General features: G+C 35.4%; 21 protein-coding genes and 1 pseudogene. 14 read left to right on the forward strand and 8 right to left on the reverse strand.

Going from position 1 to position 23,632, the window contains the following annotated elements; genetic code table 11:
* Positions 1-315: an antibiotic biosynthesis monooxygenase family protein gene (locus tag ACQKOF_RS04410; RefSeq protein ID WP_427554069.1), complete on the forward strand. Its 315-nt coding sequence runs from the start codon at positions 1-3 to the stop codon at positions 313-315.
* A 298-nt stretch (positions 316-613) separates the two neighbouring features.
* Here ACQKOF_RS04410 and ACQKOF_RS04415 read toward each other — a convergent pair whose 3' ends face one another.
* Positions 614-1,264: a hypothetical protein gene (locus ACQKOF_RS04415; protein ID WP_427554071.1), complete on the reverse strand. Its 651-nt coding sequence runs from the start codon at positions 1,262-1,264 to the stop codon at positions 614-616.
* Between the two features lie 476 nt (positions 1,265-1,740).
* Here ACQKOF_RS04415 and ACQKOF_RS04420 point away from each other — a divergent pair, with 476 nt between their 5' ends.
* From ACQKOF_RS04420 to ACQKOF_RS04450, 7 genes are all read left to right on the forward strand, one after another.
* Complete coding sequence (locus tag ACQKOF_RS04420) at positions 1,741-2,643, forward strand: polyprenyl synthetase family protein (RefSeq protein ID WP_427554073.1); 903 nt, start codon at positions 1,741-1,743, stop codon at positions 2,641-2,643.
* Positions 2,644-2,655: 12 nt separating this feature from the next.
* Positions 2,656-2,814: a competence pheromone ComX gene (comX, locus tag ACQKOF_RS04425; protein WP_427554075.1), complete on the forward strand. Its 159-nt coding sequence runs from the start codon at positions 2,656-2,658 to the stop codon at positions 2,812-2,814.
* Positions 2,815-2,849: 35 nt separating this feature from the next.
* Positions 2,850-5,108: a sensor histidine kinase gene (locus ACQKOF_RS04430; protein WP_427554162.1), complete on the forward strand. Its 2,259-nt coding sequence runs from the start codon at positions 2,850-2,852 to the stop codon at positions 5,106-5,108.
* The gene (locus ACQKOF_RS04435; RefSeq protein ID WP_232733125.1) at positions 5,092-5,706 is read left to right on the forward strand and encodes a response regulator; all 615 of its coding nucleotides are present in this window, start codon (positions 5,092-5,094) and stop codon (positions 5,704-5,706) included. The genes ACQKOF_RS04430 and ACQKOF_RS04435 overlap by 17 nt, the downstream gene beginning before the upstream one ends.
* A 434-nt stretch (positions 5,707-6,140) precedes the next feature.
* Positions 6,141-7,040, forward strand: coding sequence for a hypothetical protein (locus ACQKOF_RS04440; protein WP_427554077.1), 900 nt, complete (start codon positions 6,141-6,143; stop codon positions 7,038-7,040).
* A gap of 29 nt (positions 7,041-7,069) precedes the next feature.
* A complete protein-coding gene (locus tag ACQKOF_RS04445; protein ID WP_427554164.1) occupies positions 7,070-7,198 on the forward strand; it encodes a hypothetical protein in 129 nt (42 codons plus the stop codon).
* A gap of 148 nt (positions 7,199-7,346) precedes the next feature.
* Positions 7,347-7,958: a phosphatase PAP2 family protein gene (locus ACQKOF_RS04450; protein ID WP_427554079.1), complete on the forward strand. Its 612-nt coding sequence runs from the start codon at positions 7,347-7,349 to the stop codon at positions 7,956-7,958.
* Positions 7,959-8,178: 220 nt separating this feature from the next.
* Here ACQKOF_RS04450 and ACQKOF_RS04455 read toward each other — a convergent pair whose 3' ends face one another.
* Genes ACQKOF_RS04455 through thrC form a run of 3 tightly spaced genes read right to left on the reverse strand, consistent with a single transcriptional unit; the run spans position 8,179 to position 10,853 of the window.
* Complete coding sequence (locus ACQKOF_RS04455) at positions 8,179-8,862, reverse strand: 2-hydroxy-3-keto-5-methylthiopentenyl-1-phosphate phosphatase (protein ID WP_427554081.1); 684 nt, start codon at positions 8,860-8,862, stop codon at positions 8,179-8,181.
* A 27-nt stretch (positions 8,863-8,889) separates the two neighbouring features.
* Positions 8,890-9,804, reverse strand: coding sequence for a homoserine kinase (thrB, locus tag ACQKOF_RS04460; RefSeq protein WP_427554083.1), 915 nt, complete (start codon positions 9,802-9,804; stop codon positions 8,890-8,892).
* Positions 9,801-10,853 (reverse strand): threonine synthase, encoded by a 1,053-nt coding sequence (gene thrC, locus ACQKOF_RS04465; protein WP_427554085.1) that lies wholly within the window; start codon positions 10,851-10,853, stop codon positions 9,801-9,803. Before thrC ends, thrB begins: the two co-directional genes overlap by 4 nt.
* A gap of 207 nt (positions 10,854-11,060) precedes the next feature.
* Between thrC and ACQKOF_RS04470 the strand changes: the two genes are divergently transcribed.
* Positions 11,061-12,290 carry an MFS transporter gene (locus ACQKOF_RS04470; RefSeq protein ID WP_427554087.1) on the forward strand — a complete coding sequence of 410 codons (1,230 nt, stop codon included), beginning with the start codon at positions 11,061-11,063 and terminating at the stop codon, positions 12,288-12,290.
* A gap of 480 nt (positions 12,291-12,770) precedes the next feature.
* The gene (locus ACQKOF_RS04475) at positions 12,771-13,637 is read left to right on the forward strand and encodes a MurR/RpiR family transcriptional regulator (protein WP_427554089.1); all 867 of its coding nucleotides are present in this window, start codon (positions 12,771-12,773) and stop codon (positions 13,635-13,637) included.
* A gap of 67 nt (positions 13,638-13,704) precedes the next feature.
* Here ACQKOF_RS04475 and ACQKOF_RS04480 read toward each other — a convergent pair whose 3' ends face one another.
* Positions 13,705-14,505, reverse strand: coding sequence for an N-acetyltransferase family protein (locus tag ACQKOF_RS04480; RefSeq protein WP_427554091.1), 801 nt, complete (start codon positions 14,503-14,505; stop codon positions 13,705-13,707).
* A gap of 720 nt (positions 14,506-15,225) precedes the next feature.
* Between ACQKOF_RS04480 and ACQKOF_RS04485 the strand changes: the two genes are divergently transcribed.
* Positions 15,226-16,152 (forward strand): manganese-dependent inorganic pyrophosphatase, encoded by a 927-nt coding sequence (locus ACQKOF_RS04485; protein ID WP_427554093.1) that lies wholly within the window; start codon positions 15,226-15,228, stop codon positions 16,150-16,152.
* A 37-nt stretch (positions 16,153-16,189) separates the two neighbouring features.
* On the opposite strand, the gene ACQKOF_RS04490 is transcribed toward ACQKOF_RS04485, so the two are convergent.
* On the reverse strand, positions 16,190-17,569 hold the full coding sequence (locus ACQKOF_RS04490; RefSeq protein WP_427554095.1) for an FAD-dependent oxidoreductase: 1,380 nt from the start codon (positions 17,567-17,569) through the stop codon (positions 16,190-16,192).
* A gap of 126 nt (positions 17,570-17,695) precedes the next feature.
* Between ACQKOF_RS04490 and ACQKOF_RS04495 the strand changes: the two genes are divergently transcribed.
* The 3 genes from ACQKOF_RS04495 (at position 17,696) to ACQKOF_RS04505 (ending at position 22,244) form a co-directional block, all read left to right on the forward strand.
* A complete protein-coding gene (locus ACQKOF_RS04495) occupies positions 17,696-18,403 on the forward strand; it encodes a DsbA family oxidoreductase (protein WP_427554097.1) in 708 nt (235 codons plus the stop codon).
* Positions 18,404-18,952: 549 nt separating this feature from the next.
* Complete coding sequence (locus tag ACQKOF_RS04500; protein ID WP_427554099.1) at positions 18,953-19,576, forward strand: FMN-dependent NADH-azoreductase; 624 nt, start codon at positions 18,953-18,955, stop codon at positions 19,574-19,576.
* A gap of 307 nt (positions 19,577-19,883) precedes the next feature.
* Positions 19,884-22,244, forward strand: coding sequence for a bifunctional 2',3'-cyclic-nucleotide 2'-phosphodiesterase/3'-nucleotidase (locus ACQKOF_RS04505; protein WP_427554101.1), 2,361 nt, complete (start codon positions 19,884-19,886; stop codon positions 22,242-22,244).
* A 30-nt stretch (positions 22,245-22,274) separates the two neighbouring features.
* Here ACQKOF_RS04505 and ACQKOF_RS04510 read toward each other — a convergent pair whose 3' ends face one another.
* Both ACQKOF_RS04510 and ACQKOF_RS04515 read right to left on the reverse strand, forming a co-directional pair.
* Positions 22,275-22,643 carry a DUF2500 domain-containing protein gene (locus tag ACQKOF_RS04510; RefSeq protein WP_370043820.1) on the reverse strand — a complete coding sequence of 123 codons (369 nt, stop codon included), beginning with the start codon at positions 22,641-22,643 and terminating at the stop codon, positions 22,275-22,277.
* A 261-nt stretch (positions 22,644-22,904) separates the two neighbouring features.
* Positions 22,905-23,209 (reverse strand): annotated as a pseudogene (locus tag ACQKOF_RS04515) (YceI family protein).
* Between the last annotated feature and the right edge of the window lie 423 nt (positions 23,210-23,632).

The following is a 23,632-nucleotide window of genomic DNA, read 5'->3' on the forward strand; positions in this document are numbered from 1 at the left end:
ATGTTTGTACAAATTAAACGTATTGTTGTTACGGAAGGGAATTCGGATAAAGTTGTTGAGCGCTTTGGCGCCAAAAAAGATGGTCCATCATTGCTTGAACAACAGCTAGGCTTTATTGATAAGCAAGTACTTGTAAAAAAAGTACGACGTGGTGATGAAGAAGTGCTAATTGTGGTTCGATGGGAATCAGAAGAGGCATGGAAAAATTGGGAGAAGAGCCCTGAGCATATTGCTGGTCATAAAGCAAATGCTGGTAAACCGAAGCCCGATCACATTATCGAAAGCGGACAAGAAGTTTATTATGTAAAAGGTTAATAATTTAGAGGTGTCTCAAAGTTCATTTGAGGCACCTGTTTTATTATGAAAAGAACATCAAGCTTCGCGTTGTCCCGTAGAAATAAAATGATAGATAGCAGAGCGAAGGTGGATAGAGGAGCCAAAATGATGGTTAGAAAGGTCAGAACGGCGGAAAGAATGGCTAGAGTAGCATAGAAGACAGACCGACGGAAAGAATCATCAAGGACCTAATAGAACTATTAAAATGGCATATAGAACGATATTAAGGAAGAAGGGCAGGGCACATATCTATAACAGTGCCATACCCAGTCTAGTATTAATGTTTAATGGACGCTTTATTCCATGCATTAAATGCTGTAGTAATATTAAAAGAAATACCATTGTCACTAATGGCAACCTCTGTAAAATTGGGAGTTGATTGTTTGGATGCCCAATTTGCTTCATTTACAGCAGTAAATTTCCCTAAAGAGGACGTTTCCGTTTCTAATTTTGAATTATGGAGATAAACAGGTATACCGAGTTTTTCTTCAATTTTAACAGCATTTTCAATAGAGGAAGTACTAGAGAAATTGCCTCTTGCATTTATAATACTAAAGCTTGGTGACGTATAAATAATAGGTGTATGTATGTTTAATCCAGAGGTAAATGAACTTACTAAAGACAACATAGACTGACCTTCTTCAGATAGTCTTATAATTCTATATTGTTTAATTAAAGTGTCCAGCTTTTGCTGAAAAGTATCCTCGAATCCGGGAGTATTGCAAATGAAATTTGAAAATGTAGATTTGCTTTTATACTCTGCTAATGTTTCTTGAAAAGCCCGTTGCTCGGCATCAATAATTATTTGCTCAATATATTGCTGTTCTTTCGAAGGTCTTTTAATAGTGATTTCTTCTTCAGACACAAAAATTGCACAGGAAAAATTAACTGTAAGTATTAAAATGTTTTCATTTACTTCATTTTTCACTTCAATCACTCCCAGTGTTTCGAGAATTTCCTTGTTAATAGATTAAAAGTTTCCTATATAAAATGGCTCATTACGATAACGTAAGTGATTTCCGATCTGAACTGTACTCCCCAATCACCTTATATACATAGCATACGGTCTCGTTTCTTTTTGGCGATGAACCATATAACTTTGAATTAATGAAAGAATAGTGTACGAACAAAATGCAAATTTATCTAAGCTTAATTTAAGCGTAACATCAGTGAGGACGCCATTTCAAGGGTGAGTTTACGCCAAAAAATGGCGGTTAATAATATAACACCGCCACGTATTTCACTATTTCTCAACAAAAAAATGGCGTGCTTACCACAAATAACGCCACTTTTTGGCGGTATTTGTGGTAATGTTAAATATTACCTTTATATTTCGGTGTCTAGTATTATTTCCCATTAATCTGTATACTATTTAATAACATACTTGGGTGGAGGAGAGGACTATTGCAGGAGCTTGACGTACAGATTAATGAATCATTAGACATTCTAATTGAGAACGAGACATTGATAAGTCATGAACTACGGTCAATGCTAAAAATTTTTAAGGAAGAAAAAAAAGCAGTTGGCTATTCATTTGGTAAGCTCTGTTATTGGCATTATGAAGCATTTACAGATTGTTTGAACGAGGACATCTATAAAGTTGCTGCAGCTATCGAATTTTTAATTTTATCTTTTGATATAATCGATGACTTGCAGGATAAAGATTCAGACTACAGTTGGACTAAAACACCTGAATTATCATTAAATGTAGCTTTAGCTATGCTAGTGATGGCTTCTAGAACTATACGTGAGACTTCCTTTGAACACAAAAGTGCAGCTATTCAAATACTAGAGGATTATGCATTACGAAGTATAAACGGTCAGCAATTAGATTTACTTAATACTTGTAGCGATGAGCAATCATATTTACACATGATTGAACAAAAGTCAGGTTCTTTAACAGCAATGAGTTGCTTAATTGGTGAAGTACTTGCAAGAGGCGAGACATCTTCTGAGGTTGAGGAGTATGGGGAATACATAGGTATTATCCAACAAATTAAAAACGATATTCAAAGTTTAAAAACTTGGGGACCTAAAAATGATCTGCTAAATAAAAGATACTCATTGCCTATTATTTATCTTTTATCACAGAAAAATGATGTTTCAAAGTCTGTTATAAGCTATTATAATGATGATATAGATGCATTTTTGGATAATAACGCTACAGAAAACGAGTTGACAAATGGTGGCGCAATACGTTATGCAGTTACTATGAAGAATGTTTACAAGTTTAAAGCATTAAATAATCTTGAAAATGTGATTATAAACGAATTAGGTAAAGACTACTTAAAAAAACTAATGAAATGAGGAGAGATATGTATGATGAATTTAATTCAATATCTAGAAAAAAAACCAGACCTAGTTGCTCTATTAAAATCACAAAAAGCATCATTAATTGGAATTTCGTCTATGGAACAAAAAGCAATTTTAGATGCATATAGTAGTGAAGTAGAGTTGGAAAGTACAGCTTGGTTATAAAATCGTTGAGTAGTAAGTTATTTTGGCGTGCTATAATGCTCTATTTAGTGATTGGTCTTTATCTAAATTATGCGAATTATAGCGCGCCATTATTAAACATTGAGGTAGAAAAAGAGAATGGCAAGTGGGGAGTAACGCAACCTTACTATAAAGACTGGACTGAATGGAAGAATATTTCACCAGCTGATGTTATTTTAAGAGTAGATAATGTGCCAATGGATCATCTAAATCAGTTGAAATATAAATCTATGATAGTAGCTGCTAATAAAATAACAATAATGAAGCCAAATGGAGAAATAAAAGACATACATATTAAGCATTTGGATATACCCAGCCAACTTTACTATATATTACTATTTCCAGCTTGTTATTATTTATTAACCCTATTCATCACCATATATCTACATTTTAATCGAAAAAATACAAACCTTACTAACTTACTTATTTTTTTTATGTTAACTGTTTCATTGGCTTATGTAAGCAGTGGAGTATCTAGTAGAGTAAATGGAATTGGGATAATAGTAAATCGTAGTAGTATGGTATTATGTTTAGCTATATTATTACATTTTTTAAGAGATTATTATTCATTTGTAAAAATAAAATGGCTGTTTACAAACAATATCAAATTCTTTTATATATTCCCTGTAATCGCCTTTTCACTGAGCTGTATTATTATTTTCCATCCTGCTTCTTATTATTTTCTTTCTGAAGTAGTGTTAGTCCTTTTCTTTATTCTCCTTATTATTATTCTTAGTATTTTATTACTAAGCTATTTCAAATATAAATCACCTCAGTTGAAAATATTGTTATGTAGTATATTGATACCGTTTCTGCCATTTCTTTTTTTATATTCACTCCCTAAAATTTTTTTTGATACGTATATTCTTTCAGGTGAAATCTGCTCTTTATTTTTATTGCTTATTCCTTTTAGCTTTATCTTTACACAGGTAGCAGATCGATTATTTGATATTGAATACCATATTACAAGACTTCGTTATTATGTAATTTTTTCATTGATATTTACTTTATGGTTTATAGTTGGTTTGTATTCGATTGTAGGAAAATATTTAACTATACCCGTAATAACAGGTGTTTCTTTCTTTACTTTTACATCGTTAGTTGTTCTTTTTTACATAAAAGAGAAGGTAGATTATCGAAAACGAAAAATTTTATTTTCGACAAAAGGGGATTATATACATCAGCTATACACTGCTGTAGATAGGATTGGCAAAACGGTTAAAATAGATGAGCTTCTAGAGAAGTTTGCTCAAGAGGTTTCATTACATCTTGAGCTAGAGCATGTATTTGTATTAACCTATAACTATGATACAAATCAATTTACTTCAACGGTTGAGGGAAGGCTTTCAATTAATCCAGCGTTAATAGAGGATTTAAAATTAGGAGAAATACGGAGAATTGACAAAGTCTACTTAGCCTTCCTCCATCAAGATGCTCATTATAAAAGAGCTTTAGTATTGGGACATAATAATTCAATTCATTTAAAAGATGAAGAGCTTCTATGGCTTGAATTGTTCTTATTATATGTAAACAATTTTATTGAAAATACAAAGCTGGTAGAAGAACTGTTAGAGGAACTAAAGCATATGAGGCAAGCAGATGATAGTCAGCTACCTTGGCTCAACAAGTTATTATGGTTAAGATTTGAAGAGGAAAAATACCAATTAGCTCAAGAATTACATGATACAAATTTGCAAGAGCAGCTCCATATTGCCCGGGAGGTTGATGTCCTAGTCAATATGAAGAATGCACCAGATATCCAGCCAAAACTTGCGAAAATTCATCAGCAGATGGTTACATCTTTACATGATTTAAGAGGTTATTGTGAAAATTTGAAGCCCCCATTATTAGATACACTAGGGTTAAACGCTGCATTAGAAAAGCTAATTCGCAAAGTAATAGAAAGATCTAGTTTTGTGTTAATTTATACGATAGATCGTCTTTATTTAGAGGATGAGCGTATGAATTTAATGATTTATCGATTATTTCAAGAATTACTCAACAATGCTTTAAAACATTCCTATGCAACAACAGTCGAAATTCATTTGCAGGAAATGGACGATGGTTTCGAAATCATCTATAAGGATGATGGTGTGGGCTGTAATATTGATGATATTATTATCGCAGATTCGATGGGAATTCAAGGTATGCAAGAGCGTGTAAAGGCCTTTAACGGGCAGTTTTACATCGATACACAGGTTAATGAGGGAATGTCTATTAGAATTACAGTTAAAGAAGGAAGTGATACACTTGATTACGATGCTCATAGTGGATGATCACCCTATTGTTTTAGAGGGAACAAAAAATTTATTTCAAGAAAATGAAGATATTATAGTTGATACAGAAAGTGATGCAACTCATGTCATACAGAGAATTAAAAACAAACCATATGATATTTACTTAATTGATATAAATATGCCGTTAGAAAATGGCATTAATTTAGGACGAAACATTAAAGCAATCCAGTCAAATGCTTCAATTATCCTTTATACTGGTGATGATATTACTGATTATTATCCACTTATTTTAGAACGGAAAATAGAAGGTATTTTAGCTAAAACAGCATCTAAGGAACAAATTTTACGAACTGTTCGAGCCATTGCAAATGGTGAAATTGTTTTACCTCAAAATTTCTTGGATTTTCTCGATAATAAATTTAAATTGCAAGATGCAAAACTCGATATTCACTTAAATGAAAAAGAAAAGAAAATTTTAAGACTAATTGCAGAAGGACATACGAATAAAGCGATTGCTATAGAATTAAATATTCCTCAGCGAACAACTGAAAGATATTTAACTCAGCTGTTTTCTTTATTGAATGTAGATTCACGGACAGAGGCTGTAAATCTTGCAGAAAGAATGAATTTACTATAGATTGTCTGTATGCTATACTTATTTTCGTTGGTATATTTTTCAATAAAAAGGGAGAGTTTAGGTGGTTTTTTAATACCATATTTTAACTTGGTTAATTATACCTAAATTCCGATTCTAAATACCTGTAATTTTCGTGCAACACCGCCAAACTTTGGCGGTGTTTTTTATATGTCCGCCAAATCACGCCAAAAATTGAGGTAAAGACCGCCAAAAAATTGGCGTAAACCCAACGTTGAAATGTCGGTATAAGTACTGGTACGCTTAAGATAATCGTGGTTAAGTAGATTTGCTATAGTAAGTATTACTATATAAGATTTCGTTTAAAATAAGAGCCTGACTATCTATGAATAAAGTAGAGATTGTAGATTTTTTTAAAGTTACTAGCTAGTCAACATACTTCACCATAAAACTTTATATAAAGGTAGGCGTGTATTTTGAAAGTAGAACTTGAAAACTTATTTTCTATAGATGAATCTAGTCAAGATCAAGTCATTAAAGTTTATAATCGCTATGGTATTTTTATCGGTGCACCTGAAATAAGAAAAAGAAAATTAAAGGCATCATTCAATCCTATTTTTACATTAAATGAAGATGTCACATATGAACATGTAGCAGCACTATATAAATCATTGGAACACGAATTAGGAATTGTTTCAATCGGAGAACGTTTTTACTTTGACTTTTCAGATTACGAATATGAGCAAGCACCATTGTTCACATTAAACTCAACAGGTAACTCACCTGATATGTTTATAGATGATAAAGGAACTTTATTTTCTATAAGCACCCATTGCCAGCATTGCGGACTAATGGAAAAAGAGCAACTTTCTCCATTAGTGATAGATACAACAGAAATGAAAGACCGTCATCTAGTTCATGTGAACGGATATTGGGTTGCTTCTCAGGAATTAGTGACTTTAATGAAGCAAGAGGATATTAAAGGCTATGAACTTTTAGAGGTTATTCATCAAGGACCGGAAGAAGGGAAGCAAAAAGCTTTTCAAATTTTTCCGACACAAGTATTACCAGAATGCAGCACTGAAAGAGTTAAATTGTATTTTGCGACAGAACAACCGCCATGTCGTTGCGGATTAAGTGGAGTAATCAATGGTCCGGATATTTACAAGCGTAAAGATTTAACCAATATAAAAAATGATGTATTCTTCTCAGCAGAATGGAGCCATGACGGAAGATATTTATATCGAAAAACTTTGTTCAGTAGAAAGTTTAGAGAATTAATTATTAAAAACAATATATCTCGTGAGGTAAGAGGAGAGAAGGATAAAAACTTCGGGCCAAAAGATTGGTTATTCGATCCAGTACTATTAAAATAATTCAGACTGAAGATGAGGAAGTGTATATTTTGTTTAGAAAAATAATACCTATCGTTGCAATTTTATTTATCGTTGCATTAGCTCTTTCAAATTATTTTAATAAAGCAGAAGTAAAAACATTTGTCATTCCCCAGGAAAGAGGGGGCAAATTGGGTTAGTTCTCGGGCATTTACGGGCAATTAACCTTGTGCTTAACTTTACGTTCGGAGTTTTACATGGGATAAAAAGCAAATTCACCTCTAACTGACTTAAATATGATATGATGTGAAAAATATAACAGCATATAGTTTTGAGGTGAAGTATTATATGAAAAAATGGGCTTATCCTTTAGCGGTATTAACGCTCATTATCTTTTTTGTATTACGAGTTACTTTTCAAAGTAAATTAATCAATACTTTTGATACAAATATGGCTGATTTATTTTTCGGTAATCATTTTATAGAATTTTTTCACTATATAGGTGAACCGGCATTTGTAGTGTCTGTAGCTATAGTCTTAATAGTATATTTAGCATGGAAGGTAAAAAATAACCGAGGTATACTTTTTGTTTTGTTAACAATTGCAGGTGGGAATGTACTTAACCAATTATTGAAAAAATGGGTACACCGACCAAGACCTGAGATTGAAGATCAATTAACATCCTTTAGCTTTCCATCTGGACATGCTATGACCGGTATCTTGTATTTATTTACAATAGCCTATATTTTTTCGGAAAACAATAGCAAGGGACGTAAGACATTGCTTTGGCTTGGGGCAATTATTCTAACCGTACTTATTGGTTTGTCTCGAGTTGCTGGAGCCCGTCATTTTGCTTCAGATGTATTGGCCGGATGGAGTATCGGTTATACGTGGTTTATCATTTGTGTTATTTGGTATGAACGTAGAAAGAGACTTTTTAAGGCGAAAAATAAATCATGAATTTGGAAAGGGAGCCACCTTATTAGGAGGCTCCTTTTGTTATGTCATCTATATAAGTTGATTGGAGTGGTGACTAGGCGACTCCTTCGTGTTGGCCCGAGATCCTACAGCGAAGCGACAGCAACAACAAAAGCGGCTCATCGGACGCCCCCAGGAAAGCACCCAGTAGGAACGGAAATCAACCACACGTTAGGGTGATGAGTTTTTTTAATTTTTTCAATTACATTGAAACAGCCTTTTCTACTTCCATAAGCTTTTTTACAACTTCTAAGCAATCATAGAATGTTTCAAAGGGCTCATAAGGGAGATGGAGGTCTTTACAGCGTTTAATAAGATGATCCCTAGCAAGTACTAAATCTGCCTGTTTTGCTGCCTCAAAATCAGAAAGTGAATCTCCAATCACGATTTTAAAATGATTGCTCTGTGTAACTTTTCGCATAACGCTTGGCTTGCAGCAACCACAACCCTGTGTCTCAAATTTCGCACATTCTTCATCACAGCTATTTGGAAAGATGAGCTTAATGTGCTGTCCTGAAAAATCAGCGCTGTTACAATATATACCAGAAAATGGACCGTATTTTTTTAATAGTGGCTTAATGAAAAAATCGACACCCCCACTAACAATATAAAACGGAATATGTTTCTCTTGTGCAAAACGAACGAAATCGCCAAACCCCTCACGTACAATAGCCGTATCCAATAAATATTGGATCACAGCATCCTTTTGTTTAGTCGATAATAGCTCGAACATTGCTGAAACGCCATCTTTAAAGGTTATAGTTTGTTCCATCATTGCTTTAGCAATTTTCTCAGATTCCTCTGGAATGAATTGAGTCATTAGAGAGACGATATTATCTGTTTCTGTTATAGTGCCATCAAAATCACAGAAAATAATTGGTTTCAAGCTACTTCCTCCTTCAAGAAAAAACGTCTACTTTTGCAGTAGACGTCCAAATTTTACCTTTACACCATTTTCATCGGCTTTTGTTAAGATAATTTGATGATCTGGAAATTGATTTTTCATGGTATTTACGAAATCTTGCGCAATAGCAGTAGGGATGATGGAAATCAGTGTTGGTCCAGCACCGCTTAAAGCCGTCCCAAATGCCCCATTAGCCTTTGCGGCTACATGAATTTCTGTATATTGTGGAATTAAATTGGCGCGGAAAGGTTCATGGAATAAATCAGCTTCCATATAACGACCTGCACGCTCAAAATCATGAACCATTAATGATGCTGCTAGCATATTTGCATTTGCAGAGGCCCTCACTGCATATGCACGGTCAAATTGTTCTGGTAAAACAGACCGAGATTCACTTGTTTTTAGTTCGACATCGGGCACATACACAACAAAGGAAGCATCTATATCATTGACATGAAATGTATCAACAACGCCATTTTCATTCATTGAGGAAATTGTTAATCCCCCTAATACCGAGGCTGTTGCATTGTCTGGATGACCTTCGATTTGTGAGGATAAATTGAGTTTATCCTGTACAGTTAAGCCTAGGTCACAGACTTGGTTAGCTAGTTCAATTCCTGCAACGATGACTGCTGCACTACTTCCCAAACCACGGGCTAATGGAAGCTCACTTGCCATTTCAACACGGCAAGCAGGTAGCTGCTTACCGTATTGATCCGCAATATTTTTGGCAATCACGTATAGTAAGTGCTCTTCCAGCTCAAACTCTTTAGGACCATTATCATCGAGGTGGATAATTTCCCAACTATCCTGTAAAGTCACGGTTAACTTTAAGTAAAGAGATAAGCTAAGCCCTATTGAATCAAAGCCAGGGCCTAGATTGGCTGTGCTTCCAGGAACCGTGATTTCCCACATGTTACTCATAGTACGCCCTCGATGTATTTTCGAATTTCTTCTTCATCGTTTTTAAGTGAGACAACATCTACAGTTGAGACATTCATTGCAGTATCAGGATCTTTCAATCCATTACCCGTGAAAATTGTCACAACTTTAGAGCCCTTGGCAATCTTGCCATTTTCAACGGATTTAATAACGCCTGCTAATGATGCAGCTGAACCTGGTTCAACGAAAATTCCTTCAGTGCCAGCGATTAATTTGTAAGCAGCTAAAATTTCTTCGTCTGTAACCGAATCAATAATTCCACCAGACTCATCGCGAGCTGCTTCTGCAAATTTCCAGCTTGCAGGATTGCCGATACGAATAGCTGTCGCCACTGTCTCAGGATTAGCAATAGGTTCACCTTTTACAATTGCTGCTGCACCTTCAGCTTCAAAGCCGAACATCTTTGGTAAACCAGAGCCTTTTGCAGCATCATATTCTTTAAAGCCTTTCCAATACGCAGTAATGTTACCTGCGTTACCAACAGGGATACAAAGATAATCTGGAGCTGTTCCTAAAGCATCTACAATTTCAAATGATGCCGTTTTTTGCCCCTCGATGCGGTATGGATTAACAGAGTTTACAAGTGCGACTGGAGTTGTTTCACTTACTTGACGAACAATATTTAATGCATCATCAAAATTACCGTCGATTTCGATAATCTTTGCACCATACATTGTCGCTTGGGCTAGTTTACCAAGGGCCACTTTTCCTTTAGGGATAACGACTATGGACTGGATTCCAGCACGTGTTGCATAAGCTGCTGCGGCGGCTGATGTGTTACCAGTTGAAGCGCAAATAACACATTTGCTACCATCTTCAATCGCTTTTGCAACGGCAAACACCATACCACGGTCTTTAAAAGAACCGGTTGGATTTGCACCTTCGATTTTTCCATAAAGCTCAATGCCAAGTTTTTTAGATAAATTTACTAAATGTATAAGAGGCGTATTGCCTTCGTTTAAAGTTAGAGCAGGTGTATTTTCTGTTACGGGTAAAAATTGTTTATATTCTTCAATTAGGCCTTTCCACATAACGTTTACGATCTCCTTTTGTTCTTATAGAAAGAACAGTTGTTTTTGTATAAAAGACATTTTAACGCAAATTGCCCTATGTTTTCAATAGCATTTCAGAAATTGTCGAAACAATTCGGTAATTTGAATTTTTGCTTGTCACTTTCTTGAAACAACTGTATAGTAAACTTATGATTGTATAGTCAAGTGTAAAGACAGGTGGTTAAAATGGCGACAAATACAGTATCAACGAGTAAGTCTCAACAATCTATTTCTCGCAATAAGCTTTTAGGGGTAGCTGGCGTTGGATGGCTTTTTGATGCAATGGATGTAGGAATATTATCATTCGTTATTGCAGCATTAGCAGTTGAGTGGGGATTAACGCCAAGTCAATCGGGCTGGATAGGTAGCATAAACTCAATAGGGATGGCTGTAGGAGCTCTTATTTTCGGCGTGCTTGCCGATAAAGTGGGACGTAAGCAAATTTTTATGTGGACGCTTGTGTTATTTTCGATTGCAAGTGGCTTGTCAGCATTTACAACTACATTAGCTGCTTTTATGGCACTACGCTTTTTAGTAGGCATGGGACTAGGGGGAGAATTGCCAGTCGCGTCGACATTAGTTTCTGAGAGTGTAGAAGCCAAAGAGCGTGGGCGAGTGGTCGTTTTACTGGAAAGCTTCTGGGCGGCGGGGTGGTTAATCGCTGCATTGATTTCGTATTTTGTTATTCCAACATGGGGATGGCGTATTGCTTTATTGTTAACGGCAATTCCAGCAATATATGCAATTTATCTTCGCTGGCACTTACCAGATTCACCACAATTTACCGTAAAAGCAGAGTCTAAGAAACGTAGTGTTGTGCAAAATATTCGAGAAGTATGGTCAAAAAAATATGTACGCTCGACACTTATGTTATGGGTGTTATGGTTTACGGTTGTTTTCTCGTATTACGGTATGTTTTTATGGCTACCTAGTGTCATGGTTGGTAAAGGCTTTGATATGATTACGAGCTTTAAATATGTTCTCATTATGACGCTAGCTCAGCTACCAGGTTATTTTACAGCTGCATGGTTTATAGAAAAATTCGGACGGAAGTTTGTACTTGTTTCTTATTTAATTGGTACAGCTGTAAGTGCTTTCATTTTTGGTAATGCTGAAACAATAGTAGTGCTATTAACTTCGGGGATGTTTTTATCGTTCTTTAACTTAGGGGCTTGGGGTGCACTTTATGCTTATACACCAGAGCAGTATCCAGCTATTATTCGTGGAACGGGTGTAGGAATGGCAGCAGCTGTTGGACGCATCGGTGGTATTTTTGGACCTCTATTAGTAGGCTTTTTGTTAACAGCAGGTTATGATATCGGCTACATTTTTGCTATTTTCTGTGGAGCGATTATTATCGGTGTTGTCGGGGTAATATTTTTAGGTCAAGAAACGAAACAAATTGAATTAGAATAACAAAAAGAATCATGTCTTGGATGAACTATAGTCCAAGACATTTTTCTAATTTAATTACATAAAAATTAGAAGTTATTAATTTTTATACAAATATTTTTAAAAATCTGTTAAAATCACAAAATAAGGTTTACCACTGAAAATGGGAATTGATTTCGTGCCGCTGACGCTTCGCTTTCGCACAAAACACATTTGTTGACCCGAGACACTGAAGCGAGCTTTGTTAGGAAAGCGCCCAGTGGCAACCCAAAATTAACCTTTAAGTGATAGTGATGATTCATCAATAAACTTTGATAATGAAAATAGAACGATTTTATGTCTTTTTTTTGAACTATTATATTAGCAAGTTGAAGCGTTGAAGATTTTTCGGAAAAGTCATTGTATTCAGAATCTAATCGTGATACTGTATTTTTAATCGAATTCAGAGTCAGTAGGAAACAATCTCCATTCGTGATAATTTCATTGAAAGAAAGGTTGTTAGAAATGAGCATTAAAGAAGATATAGAAAGAAAATTTGTTAGGCTGTCGAAGGGGCAGCGTAAAGTTGCGCAATTTGTTATGAATAACCCTACAGTTATAATTGGTAACGGAGCAGCAGAAGTTGGTAGACAGGCGAATGTTAGTGAATCGACAGTTATTCGTTTTTGTTATGCGATGGATTTATCGGGCTATGTAGAGCTTCAAGACAAGGTTAGAAGCTATTTAATGACTCAAAATGATGGTGCGAGTCTTCAAACTACATATTCTTCAAGCAAGAAGGATATTCCGAGTTTTGGTAAGGTGATGCAACGTGATATTCAAAATATTCAAGATACGATTCATTTGATTAACCATAATATGCTTCAAAAAAGCTCGAAATGGATACATGAAGCAGAGAACGTTTATATTTTAGGTACTCGTCAAGCTGCGTCCATTGCAAATTGGTTATCGTTTACAATGAAAACTTTACGCCCAAATGTGAAACAGCTTCGCTCAGAATCCGACGATATTGTACAGCAAATTAACAGTATGAGTGAGCACACGACATTAATAGTTTTTTCATGGGAAAAGCATTCAAACGAAATTCAAACGATTGTAGAAATTGCCAAAAAGAAAAAGGCTAAAATTATTGCCATTACTGGTTCGGTGTTGTCTTCTATTCGGGAATATGCAAGTGCGTTCTTTACACTTGGTCTGAAAAAGCAATCTTCATTGGACGTCATTCCAGTTTTGTTTTCGTTTTTACATGCGCTAATTGAGGAAATGGTCAGTCAGGATAAGGCACAATATGAGAAATATCAGCAATCATATGAACAAGTAGAAAATAATTTGCTATTCTTAGATGCTGCAAGAGAAAAGCAGGTTTTCTAAAAACTTTACAACGCTACACATAAAAAAAGATGTCCAAATAAGTTTTAGACATCCTTGAAAAAGAAGCTTATAAAATTTTACTTAAGCTATATTCGTTAATAAAGGTATCATTTAATTTAATGGCGTTTTGTCGGATACCTTCTTGCTGAAAACCTAATTTTTTAAACAAATTTAAAGCACCATCATTATGCTCCATAACAGATGCTTCTATGCGTAAAATATCTCGCTGTATAGACCAGCGTTCAACTGCCTTCATCAGCTCTGAACCGATACCTTGTCGCTGATACTCTTCCTTAACAGCTAGGCGAACTGATGCAACATGCTTAGCTTTAGAATGTTTATATCCATGGACAACGGCATAGCCAGCAAAAATGCCATTTAATATACAAAGTAAAATCGTACGGTTTTTCAATTGTTTCCAATAGCCTAAATCTTTACGAAGCTGTTGAACTGTGAGGTCTAATTCGTTTTCCATATTATACATGAAGTCTGTTTTTTGGAAAATTTCTTCTTGCAAATGAATAAATGATCTAGCATCTGATGCTTCAATTGCTCGAATTATGTATGCAGGTGGGTTATCGTCATTTTTAGAAATATTGCTCGTAGTCTTCATTTGTGTACGCGCGAAAGTTACACTGGTACCGAGTTTTACATCAATGACATAGTAGCCTGCATTTGTCCATGACAAATAGTGAGAGAGTGGGGGCTTTGTTTTCTTCCACCAGCTCCTATTCAAGTAAGCTGCATTTGGTAAGGCTTGTCCCATAATATTTTCGAGTTCGCTAAATGATAAAGTAATTTCTTGTTGTAAAGCTACTTCAAAATAATTTGCTAAAGGAATATACTTTTTTTCCATTTTCTTTGTCATCGTGATCCCCATTTCCTGTATATCCTAATAAATATAGACTATCTGATAATAGCATAAAATTACGGTTTCTTAAATATAAAACACAACTATATATCTATTAATAGTAAATATTTTTTATAAACTATGCATTATTATTATTAAGTGGTATAAATAGGATGTTATTAAGAGATAAATATATTAAATTTAATAATAACCTAGAAATGGTACGAATAGGTAGTTTCCTGATGATTACCATACAGTAGGTTTGATTTCAGTTTCGACTGTGCGTTTTTCAGAGGGCGTCGGATGAGCCGCTTGGGCAAACAAATGTGTTTTGTGCGAAAGCGAAGCGGATAGTACGATGTTGGTCATGAGCCGTCATCACAGGGCGTGGTACCTTAAGCCTTCGCATTTCTCTACAGCTCGCTCCAAGATTTCATCTGTGATATTATGATCCCCAAGGAGTCCCTGAGTTTTTACTCCAATCAACTCATATTTATGGCATACGTTTTAACAAATATCCTCCTCCATTTTGTGATTGACTAATATTTAAATAAGTTTCTTTAATGTATAGGAAAGATAAATAATACATGAAGACGCAGTTATCCTAGAATAGGAGATTTTAGTTGTGTATTGGCAGTAGATCCTTTATAGATAAACTTTCACTTTATAACTTGTTTGTTCATAAGGTATGATAAAATAAAATATAAATGTTATTGCCATTTAGGAGGAATAAATTCAATGAGTAAAGTTTTAGTTTTTGGTCATAAAAATCCAGATACAGACACAATTACATCTGCAATTGTATATGCATATTTAAAACAGCAAATTGGCGTTGATGCTGAAGCGGTACGCCTTGGAGAAGTAAATAACGAAACACAATTTGCTTTAGATAAATTTGGCTTTGAGGCACCTCGATTAATTTCATCAGTAGTTGGAGAAGCAGATAAAGTAATCCTTGTAGACCACAATGAGTTCCAGCAATCTGCTGATGGCATTGGAGAAGTACAAATTACAGAGGTAATTGATCATCACCGTATTGCAAACTTTCAAACGGCTGATCCACTATACTACCGTGCAGAACCTGTAGGCTGTACTGCAACGATTTTAAACAAGATCTTTAAAGAACATGGCGTAGCAATTCCTGCAAATATTGCTGGATTAATGCTTTCTGCCATCGTTTCTGATACTTTATTATTCAAATCTCCAACTTGCACAGAGCAAGATGTAAAAGCTGGTGAGGAGCTAGCAAAAATTGCAGGTGTTGATGCCGCTGAATACGGTTTAGCAATGCTTAAAGCGGGTGCTGACCTTTCAGATAAATCATTAGAAGATCTTTTATCATTAGATGCAAAAGAATTCCAATTCGGTGAATATAAATCAGTAGTAGCTCAAGTAAACGCTGTCGATATTAACGATGTACTTGGTCGCCAAGAGGAATTAGAAATTTTATTAAATAAAAATGTAGCGGAAAATGGCTTAGATTTATTCTTCTTTGTTGTAACAGATATTTTAAACAATGATTCAACTGCCGTTGCAATTGGACAAGTAGCAGAGGCTGCAGCAAAAGGATTTGGCGCTGAGCTCGTGAATAATCGCATTCTTTTACCAGGTGTTGTATCTCGTAAAAAACAAATTGTTCCAGTTTTAACTGATGCATTGAAATAATGAAAAGAGGTTGTCCTAAAAAAGGCAACCTCTTTTTTTAATCTAGTTTTAAGGGGTGTACAGCAGGACCTTCAAGAACTTCTCCTTTGGCATTAAAGCGAGAGCCATGACAAGGGCAATCCCAAGTTTCGTCGGCTTCATTCCATTTTGTTTTACAGCCTAAATGCGTGCAAGTAGGTGTATTGGCATGTTTAACATAACCTGTCACGAACTCCTTGGCTACGAAACCTCCTACCTTTAGCATCTGCATAAACTGAGCCCCAAATTTCGTACGTGCTGGCGAATAAAGAGGAATTGCACCCTCCTCATTCCCTGCTCCTGTTATTAGGGAGGATAGTAAATCTCCAGCTACAAAAGAATTAGAAATTCCCCATTTTCGATAGCCAGTTGCAATGAAAACATTAGGCAAGGACTGTGTAATCCTGCCAACATACGGGACCATATCAGGTGTTTCAATATCCTGCGCTGACCAGCGATAGATTGGATCCTGTTCGAAATGTGCCTTCAGTTCATTTTGAATAGCCTCATAATAGGGCTCCGTATTGGTTGTTTCACCTGCAATATGATTAGCTCCACCTAATACTAAATAATGCTCACCGTTAATGGTAGCCGTCCGAATAGACCGAGTAGGATTATCGACGCATAAATATTGACCTTGTAGTGTATCAGTAATTTTCCCAGCAACCATATAGGAGCGACTGTTAGAAAGTTTAAAAAGCTGAAGTCCTCTAAAGGCTTCGATTGGATAATGTGTGCACAAAATAAGTTTGTTATATTGAACCGACATATCATTTGCGGTATGTAAGCTATTTTGTGGGATGTTTAATTGCTGAACACGGGTATTTGTATAGATTTTTGCACCCATTGATAATGCTTCTTTTACAAGGAAATTACAAACTTCTACTGGATGTATTTGTGCCTGTTGGGACATGCTAAGTGCTTTTGTAATTGGGAAGGGAAGCTCTGTATCAGAAGTGATTTTCGCCTTAATATTTAATACTTTATAGGCATTCCATTCTTTTAATAATTGGGCATAGCCTTCTTTTGTTTGGCAATAAAGCAATGAATCTACTTGTTGAATACTTTCTTTAGGGAGTAATTGCAATGCTTTTTCTACGGCTATTTGGTTGAGCTGATAATAGAGTCGTGCTTCATCTACAGAAAGCTTTTCAATAAGGTTGGCATAAACTAAGCTATGCTGTGCAGTTAATTTTCCTGTTGAATTACCAGTTGTACCATGACCGATATAGGAATTTGCTTCAAGCAAGACTACATCTACACCTGATTTTGCTAAGACATATGCTGTATATAGTCCAGTCAAGCCTCCACCGATTATACATACATCACAAGTTGTTGATGCAGGAAGAGATGGTAGCGAGACAGGATCAATTGTTCCGAGCCAAAGAGATTGTGTCATACATAACCCTCACATTGTTTTTACGTTCAGTATGTAGATTGATTTGAAAATTTATGCAATGAAGCATAAAAATTGCCTTACTGTAATTACTATCGCTACAATGTAGCAAAAGGAGCGTGACTACCTATGAAAATTGAAATCTGGTCAGATTATGTATGTCCATTTTGTTATATTGGTAAAAAGCAGTTAGAGCAGGCGATTCAGGATACTGGTTATGCAGGGCAGGTAGAGCTCGTTTATAAAAGCTATCAACTTGACCCAACAACACCTGTGAATACAAATGTGACCACGTATGAAGCATTGGCGAAAAAGTATGGAATGTCGCTAGAAAAAGCGAAGGAAATGACGCAAGGTGTTGCTGCTCGCGCAAAAGAAGTTGGTCTAGATTATAACTTTGATAATTTAATGGAGGAAAATACATTAAAAGCGCATCGACTAGTAAAATGGGCAGAACAACAAGGGGATGTTACAGCGCTTGTTGAAGCACTATTACACAATTATTTTATTGAAGCAAAGCGTATTGGCCAGGATGATGTATTAATCGATATTGCTGAGCAAGTAGGTCTGAATCGTGAAGAAGTTGCAAAGGTTCTTTCTAGCGATGATTTTAAAACAGAAGTAGAGACTGATATACAAGAAGGACTGCAGCTTGGTGTACGAGGGGTACCGTTCTTTGTATTAAATCGTAAGTACGGTATTTCTGGGGCACAACCTCAAGAAGTATTTGAAGAAACTTTACGTAAAGTAGCAGAGGAAGAAGGCTTACAACCAGGATTAAAGATGGCAGGCTCTGAAGATGGTGGAGTTTGTACCGATGATAGTTGTAAATTTTAATGCTGTTGGAAAAGCTCGTGAAATAATAGGACCTGATCACTTTTGAAAGGAAGACGATCAGACTATAACAACATTCGGGTAAGGACTTCGAAAAGGTTGGGTGCCTTACAGAATACTCTCGGAACACGAAGAAGCTCGGGTAAGTTCATTTAACACTCCAAGCAACCTAACATATATGCTTTAATAGCTCACTACCAAAAGGGGTGACCTTTGTTAAACGCTATCATGTGGCAAAGTTGATTGGAATGGAGACTGGGTGACTCCTTGGGGATTAGCAATAGAGGAACGAAGGCTACAAGCATCACGTCCTGTGATAACGCCTTCGTGACCAACATCCTTTTGGCCCAAGCGGCTCATCGGACGCCCCAGGAAAGCGCCCAGTCGGAATGGAAATCAATCTTACGTTATGGTGTAAATATTTTGAATCAACCGCATTTCGGTCAAAAGTCTGAGTCTACTAGCGTTGACTTTTTTCGCAAAATTTTTTAATATACTTATATATCTTGAATTCGAGATATTAAACTTTGATTTTAAGGGAGAATTTATATAATGAATGTATTAGTAGTAAAAGCTAACAACCGTCCAGATGGTATTTCAACAAAAATGTATGACGCATTTATGGAAAATGTACAAGGTGTAGATGTAACGACTTTTGACGTATTTGCAGAAGATATGCCTTATTTCGGTCAAGATCTTTTCAATGCTTTTGGTAAAGTTCAAAACGGTGAAGCGTTAACTGACATTGAATCACGTCTTTTAGCAGCAAAACAAAAAGCAATGGATGCTTTAACTGCAGCTGATGTTGTTGTATTTGCTTTCCCACTTTGGAACTTAACAATCCCAGCGAAATTACAAACTTTCATTGACTATGTATTCCAAGCTGGTTATACATTTAAATATAATGAAAACGGTCAATTAGAAGGCTTAATGGCTGACAAAAAAGCAGTTATTTTAAATGCTCGTGGTGGTTACTATTCTTCACCTGAAGCACAACCAATGGAAATGTCAGTTAACTATATCAAAAACGTTGTTGGCATGTTCGGTATGGAAATTATCGAAGAGGTTATCATTGAAGGTCATAACGCGTCACAAGATAAAGCACAAGAAATTATTGCAAATGGCCTAGAAGCGGTTAAAAAAGTGGCTCAATCTTTACAAACTGTAAACGCATAATAAATTATTTTTTAATAAAAGTTCTCTCTGATTTGAGAGAACTTTTTTTTATTTCTTTCATAGAGGTATGGTAATGGTAAGGAGCTCTGAAATATTGGTATTATGCGCTTATTCTCGATTTACATTTAATAACATCACGTTATGTGAAATAAATACGAAATAATATTAATCTATCATTTTCTGGTAAAGTGTTTTGCTATTCGTTTAAAAATACATACAATTAGGACTATTTGTTCAGTTAATAAAGCAATTAGTATAATATAATAGAAATCGTAGGAAAATATTAGATTTATAAGGAGGTTGTTTCATGAATAAGAAATTAATGACTAAATTCTTGGCAATGTTACTTGTTCTATTCACGGTGTTACCACTTGGACTATCCGCAAATGCTGCATCAGGCGATGTGACACGTGGAGATTACGTGAAAGAATTAGTAGAAAGCTTAAATGTGGAGCTAGGTGATGGTTCGAAAATTGCCTTCACTGACGTCTCTAAGGATTTAGCCCCGTATGTAGAAAAAGCAGTAGAATTGAAGCTTATTAAAGGTAAAACTGCGACATTGTTTGGTCCAAATGATAAATTGACACGTCAACAAGCATTTGTTATTTCTGCCCGTGGATTAGTCAATGAAAACGCTCCGCTTTCTGTATTAAATAAGTTTAAAGATGCAGATCAAATTGCTACAACACATAAGCAGGATTTAGCAAATGCTGTTGGAGCAAACATCTTACAAGGCTTTGAAGATAACACAATTCGTCCTCGTGACTATGTAACAACTGATCAAATGCAAAGTATTATTGAACGTTTTGTAGCTGAATACAAGTTACCTACATCTACAACTAAAGTAGACCTTCAAATTTTAGGAACAACAGATATTCATACAAACCTTGCAAATTATAATTATTTTTTAGATGCTGAATCATCTGATATAGGTTTAGCAAATACAGCAACATTAATTGAACAAGCTCGTGCTGAAAATCCGAATACACTACTATTTGATAATGGTGATTTAATTCAAGGAACACCACTAGGCTCTTATAAAGCGTTAGAAAATGGTTTAAAACCAGGTGAAGTTCATCCAGCTATTGCAGCACTAAATGCACTGAAATATGATGGTGGAACTTTAGGAAACCATGAGTTCAACTATGGTTTAGAGTTTTTAGATGAAGTATTAAATGATGCAAAATATCCAGTCGTAAATGCAAACACATACGACGCTAAAACAAAAAAGCATATGTACACACCTTATGTAATTCTTGATAAAGAGGTTGTAGACAATACAGGTAAAAAGCACACACTTAAAGTTGGCGTTACAGGTATCGTACCTACGAAAATTGTTGAATGGGATGCTATCCATTTAGCAGGCAAAGTAGAAATGCAAGAACCCGTTGAAGCGGTGAAAGAAGTTGTACCAGAAATGCAAAAAGCAGGTGCAGACGTAATTGTAGTACTTTCACACTCGGGTATTGGTGAGGATACTTACGTAAAAGGTGCCGAAAACGTTGGATACCAAATCTCTGAGATTGAAGGGGTCGACGCTTTAATTACTGGTCACTCTCATTTAACATTCCCAGGTGACTATAAAAATCTTAAAAATGTTGATCAAGAAAAAGGGACAATTAACGGTGTGCCTACTGTAATGGCAGGAAGCTATGGTAGCTATCTTGGAGTCATTGATTTAAAACTAGAACAACAAGGCTCTAAATGGGTTGTAGTGGCTGGACAAGGATCTATCCGTTCTATTAAACAAGAAGGCTTACAACCATCTAATACAGTTTTAAATGCAATTAAAGAAGCTCATGAAGGTACATTGAAGTATATACGTCAGCCTGTTGGTGAGACAACTGCACCAATCCATAGCTACTTCTCGATGGTTCAAGATGATCCTTCTATTCAAATTGTGACACAAGCTCAAAAATGGTTTATTGAAAAAGAGTTAAAAGGTACTGCTGATGAAAAAACACCACTACTTTCTGCTGGTGCTCCTTTCAAGGCAGGCTCTCGTAATAACCCTGCAGATTACACAAACATTCCTGTAGGTCCGCTTGCGATTAAAAATATGGCAGACATCTATTATTACGATAATACGGTTGCAACAATTAAAGTAACAGGTGCACAAGCTATTGAATGGTTAGAAATGGCTGCTGGTATTTTTACAACAGTTGATCCAAATAAAACTGAAGAACAAAATATTATTGATCCAGAGGCACGTTCTTACAATTTTGACGTATTAGATGGCTTAACATATCAAATCGATGTAACATCTCCAGCGAAATATGATAGTCGAGGTATTCTAGTAGATGAAAAAGCAAATCGTATTAAAAACGTACAATACAACGGTAAACCAATTGATGTAAATCAAGAATTTATCATTATTACGAACAATTACCGCGTGGGTGGTTCTTATGGTGCCACATTTAAAAATACAGATGGCTCTAACATAACAAACTATGCTTATGAAAATCGCCAAGCTGTAATTGATTACGTTATGGAAAATAAAACAATTAATCCTGCTGCGGATAACAACTGGTCATTTGCACCGTTCCCAGCAAATACAAAAATTATTTACCACTCTGCTAAGGCTGCACAAAAAGTCATTCCTGCAGGTAGCAATATCGAATATTTAGGAGATACAGAAGGTGGCTTTAGTAAATATTTAATTAAGTAATAATGAAATGTTAAAAAGGAGAGCGCGTTGTTAAACGCTGCTCTCCTTTTTGTGTCGCTCAAATGCATGATAACGTGTTCCTTGAAATGTTAATAAGCCAAAGTCCCCATCTGCAAGCTGTCCATAATCATGACCATTCATTTTTAATTCTAGACGATCGCCACTTTGCACTTCAAATGTTACATAGTACGACGTATGAGCACTAGAGTTACCAGAACCTCCACGAGTATTTGAACGTTTTGTTACGACTTTAGCGGGTACTGTTAATACTGGTTCATTGTTGTTTTTCGACCATTGTAAAATACCTCTAATAATAGTAAATGCCATAATACCGAACACGATAAAAAATATTATTGAAATAAAACTGGGTGCATAAGAGAATTCATCAAACCCAACCATAAAAGGCCTCCAATCTATGAAATATGTGCTTGAAGTCGTTATAAAGGATTTATTTCAAGATCCACCAAAACATCAATTACATCACTAATTAATACACCACCTGTTTCTAAGAGGTTTTTGTAAACTAAATTAACATCTCGACAGTCAATTTATGCCTTAGCTTGGAATCCATTGTACTTCTTGCGCCCATGGATTTACATCGTTCCCTGTATATACTGTTGTAAATACGATAGGCTTCGTTATGTCTTTAATAGTTAAATCTCAATGTATAGCAAACTTCATATCTTCTAGTTTTTCAATATATGTAGACATAAATGAAATTTTTGGATAAATGTCAGCGTCAAAAAAATCAGGAGATACAAGATGCACATCGCGATCAAAGTTTTTCGTAGAAACACTAGCAACAGCGATTGTGAATGATATGTTTGCATCCGCCATTTGTTCAATATCTGACACAGCTATTTCTGCATTGTACGATTCAATACACCATATATTTTTGATACCATCATATGTCGTACAGAAAAGCCAATAGTTGAATGACTAAAATCAATCGCATACTTTTTCATTGGAAAAGCCCCCTAAAACAGTATCTTACACGAATAATAAATTAAACAATTCAGATATTCAATGAGTTTTTTGAAAAAATGAGAAAATATTACATTGATAAAAGTTTCTTTTGTGAATGTTTAAAATGATTATAAAAACTCTGATTCGCGAAAGATGATTTTGTCGACATAACGTCATAACCGTACGTAATCTTTTCTTTTACAAAGGGGATACAACAATGGAAGGAGTCATAATAATAAAATCATGTGCATCTATTTAGAAGTAAGTTGCCATTTTCATTGCTGTTATTAGAAGACCTTGACTCGCCTCTAATCGGACGGTCATGGTTAATTTCTTTGGCATCATTAGTCTTTATTTAAATGATAAAACATCCATTAGTTACATTTAGTAATTAAATAAAAAACAGTAAACAAATTACTGTA

The organism is Lysinibacillus sp. NPDC093190 (genome assembly GCF_050280425.1).
Lineage (GTDB): Bacteria > Bacillota > Bacilli > Bacillales_A > Planococcaceae > Lysinibacillus.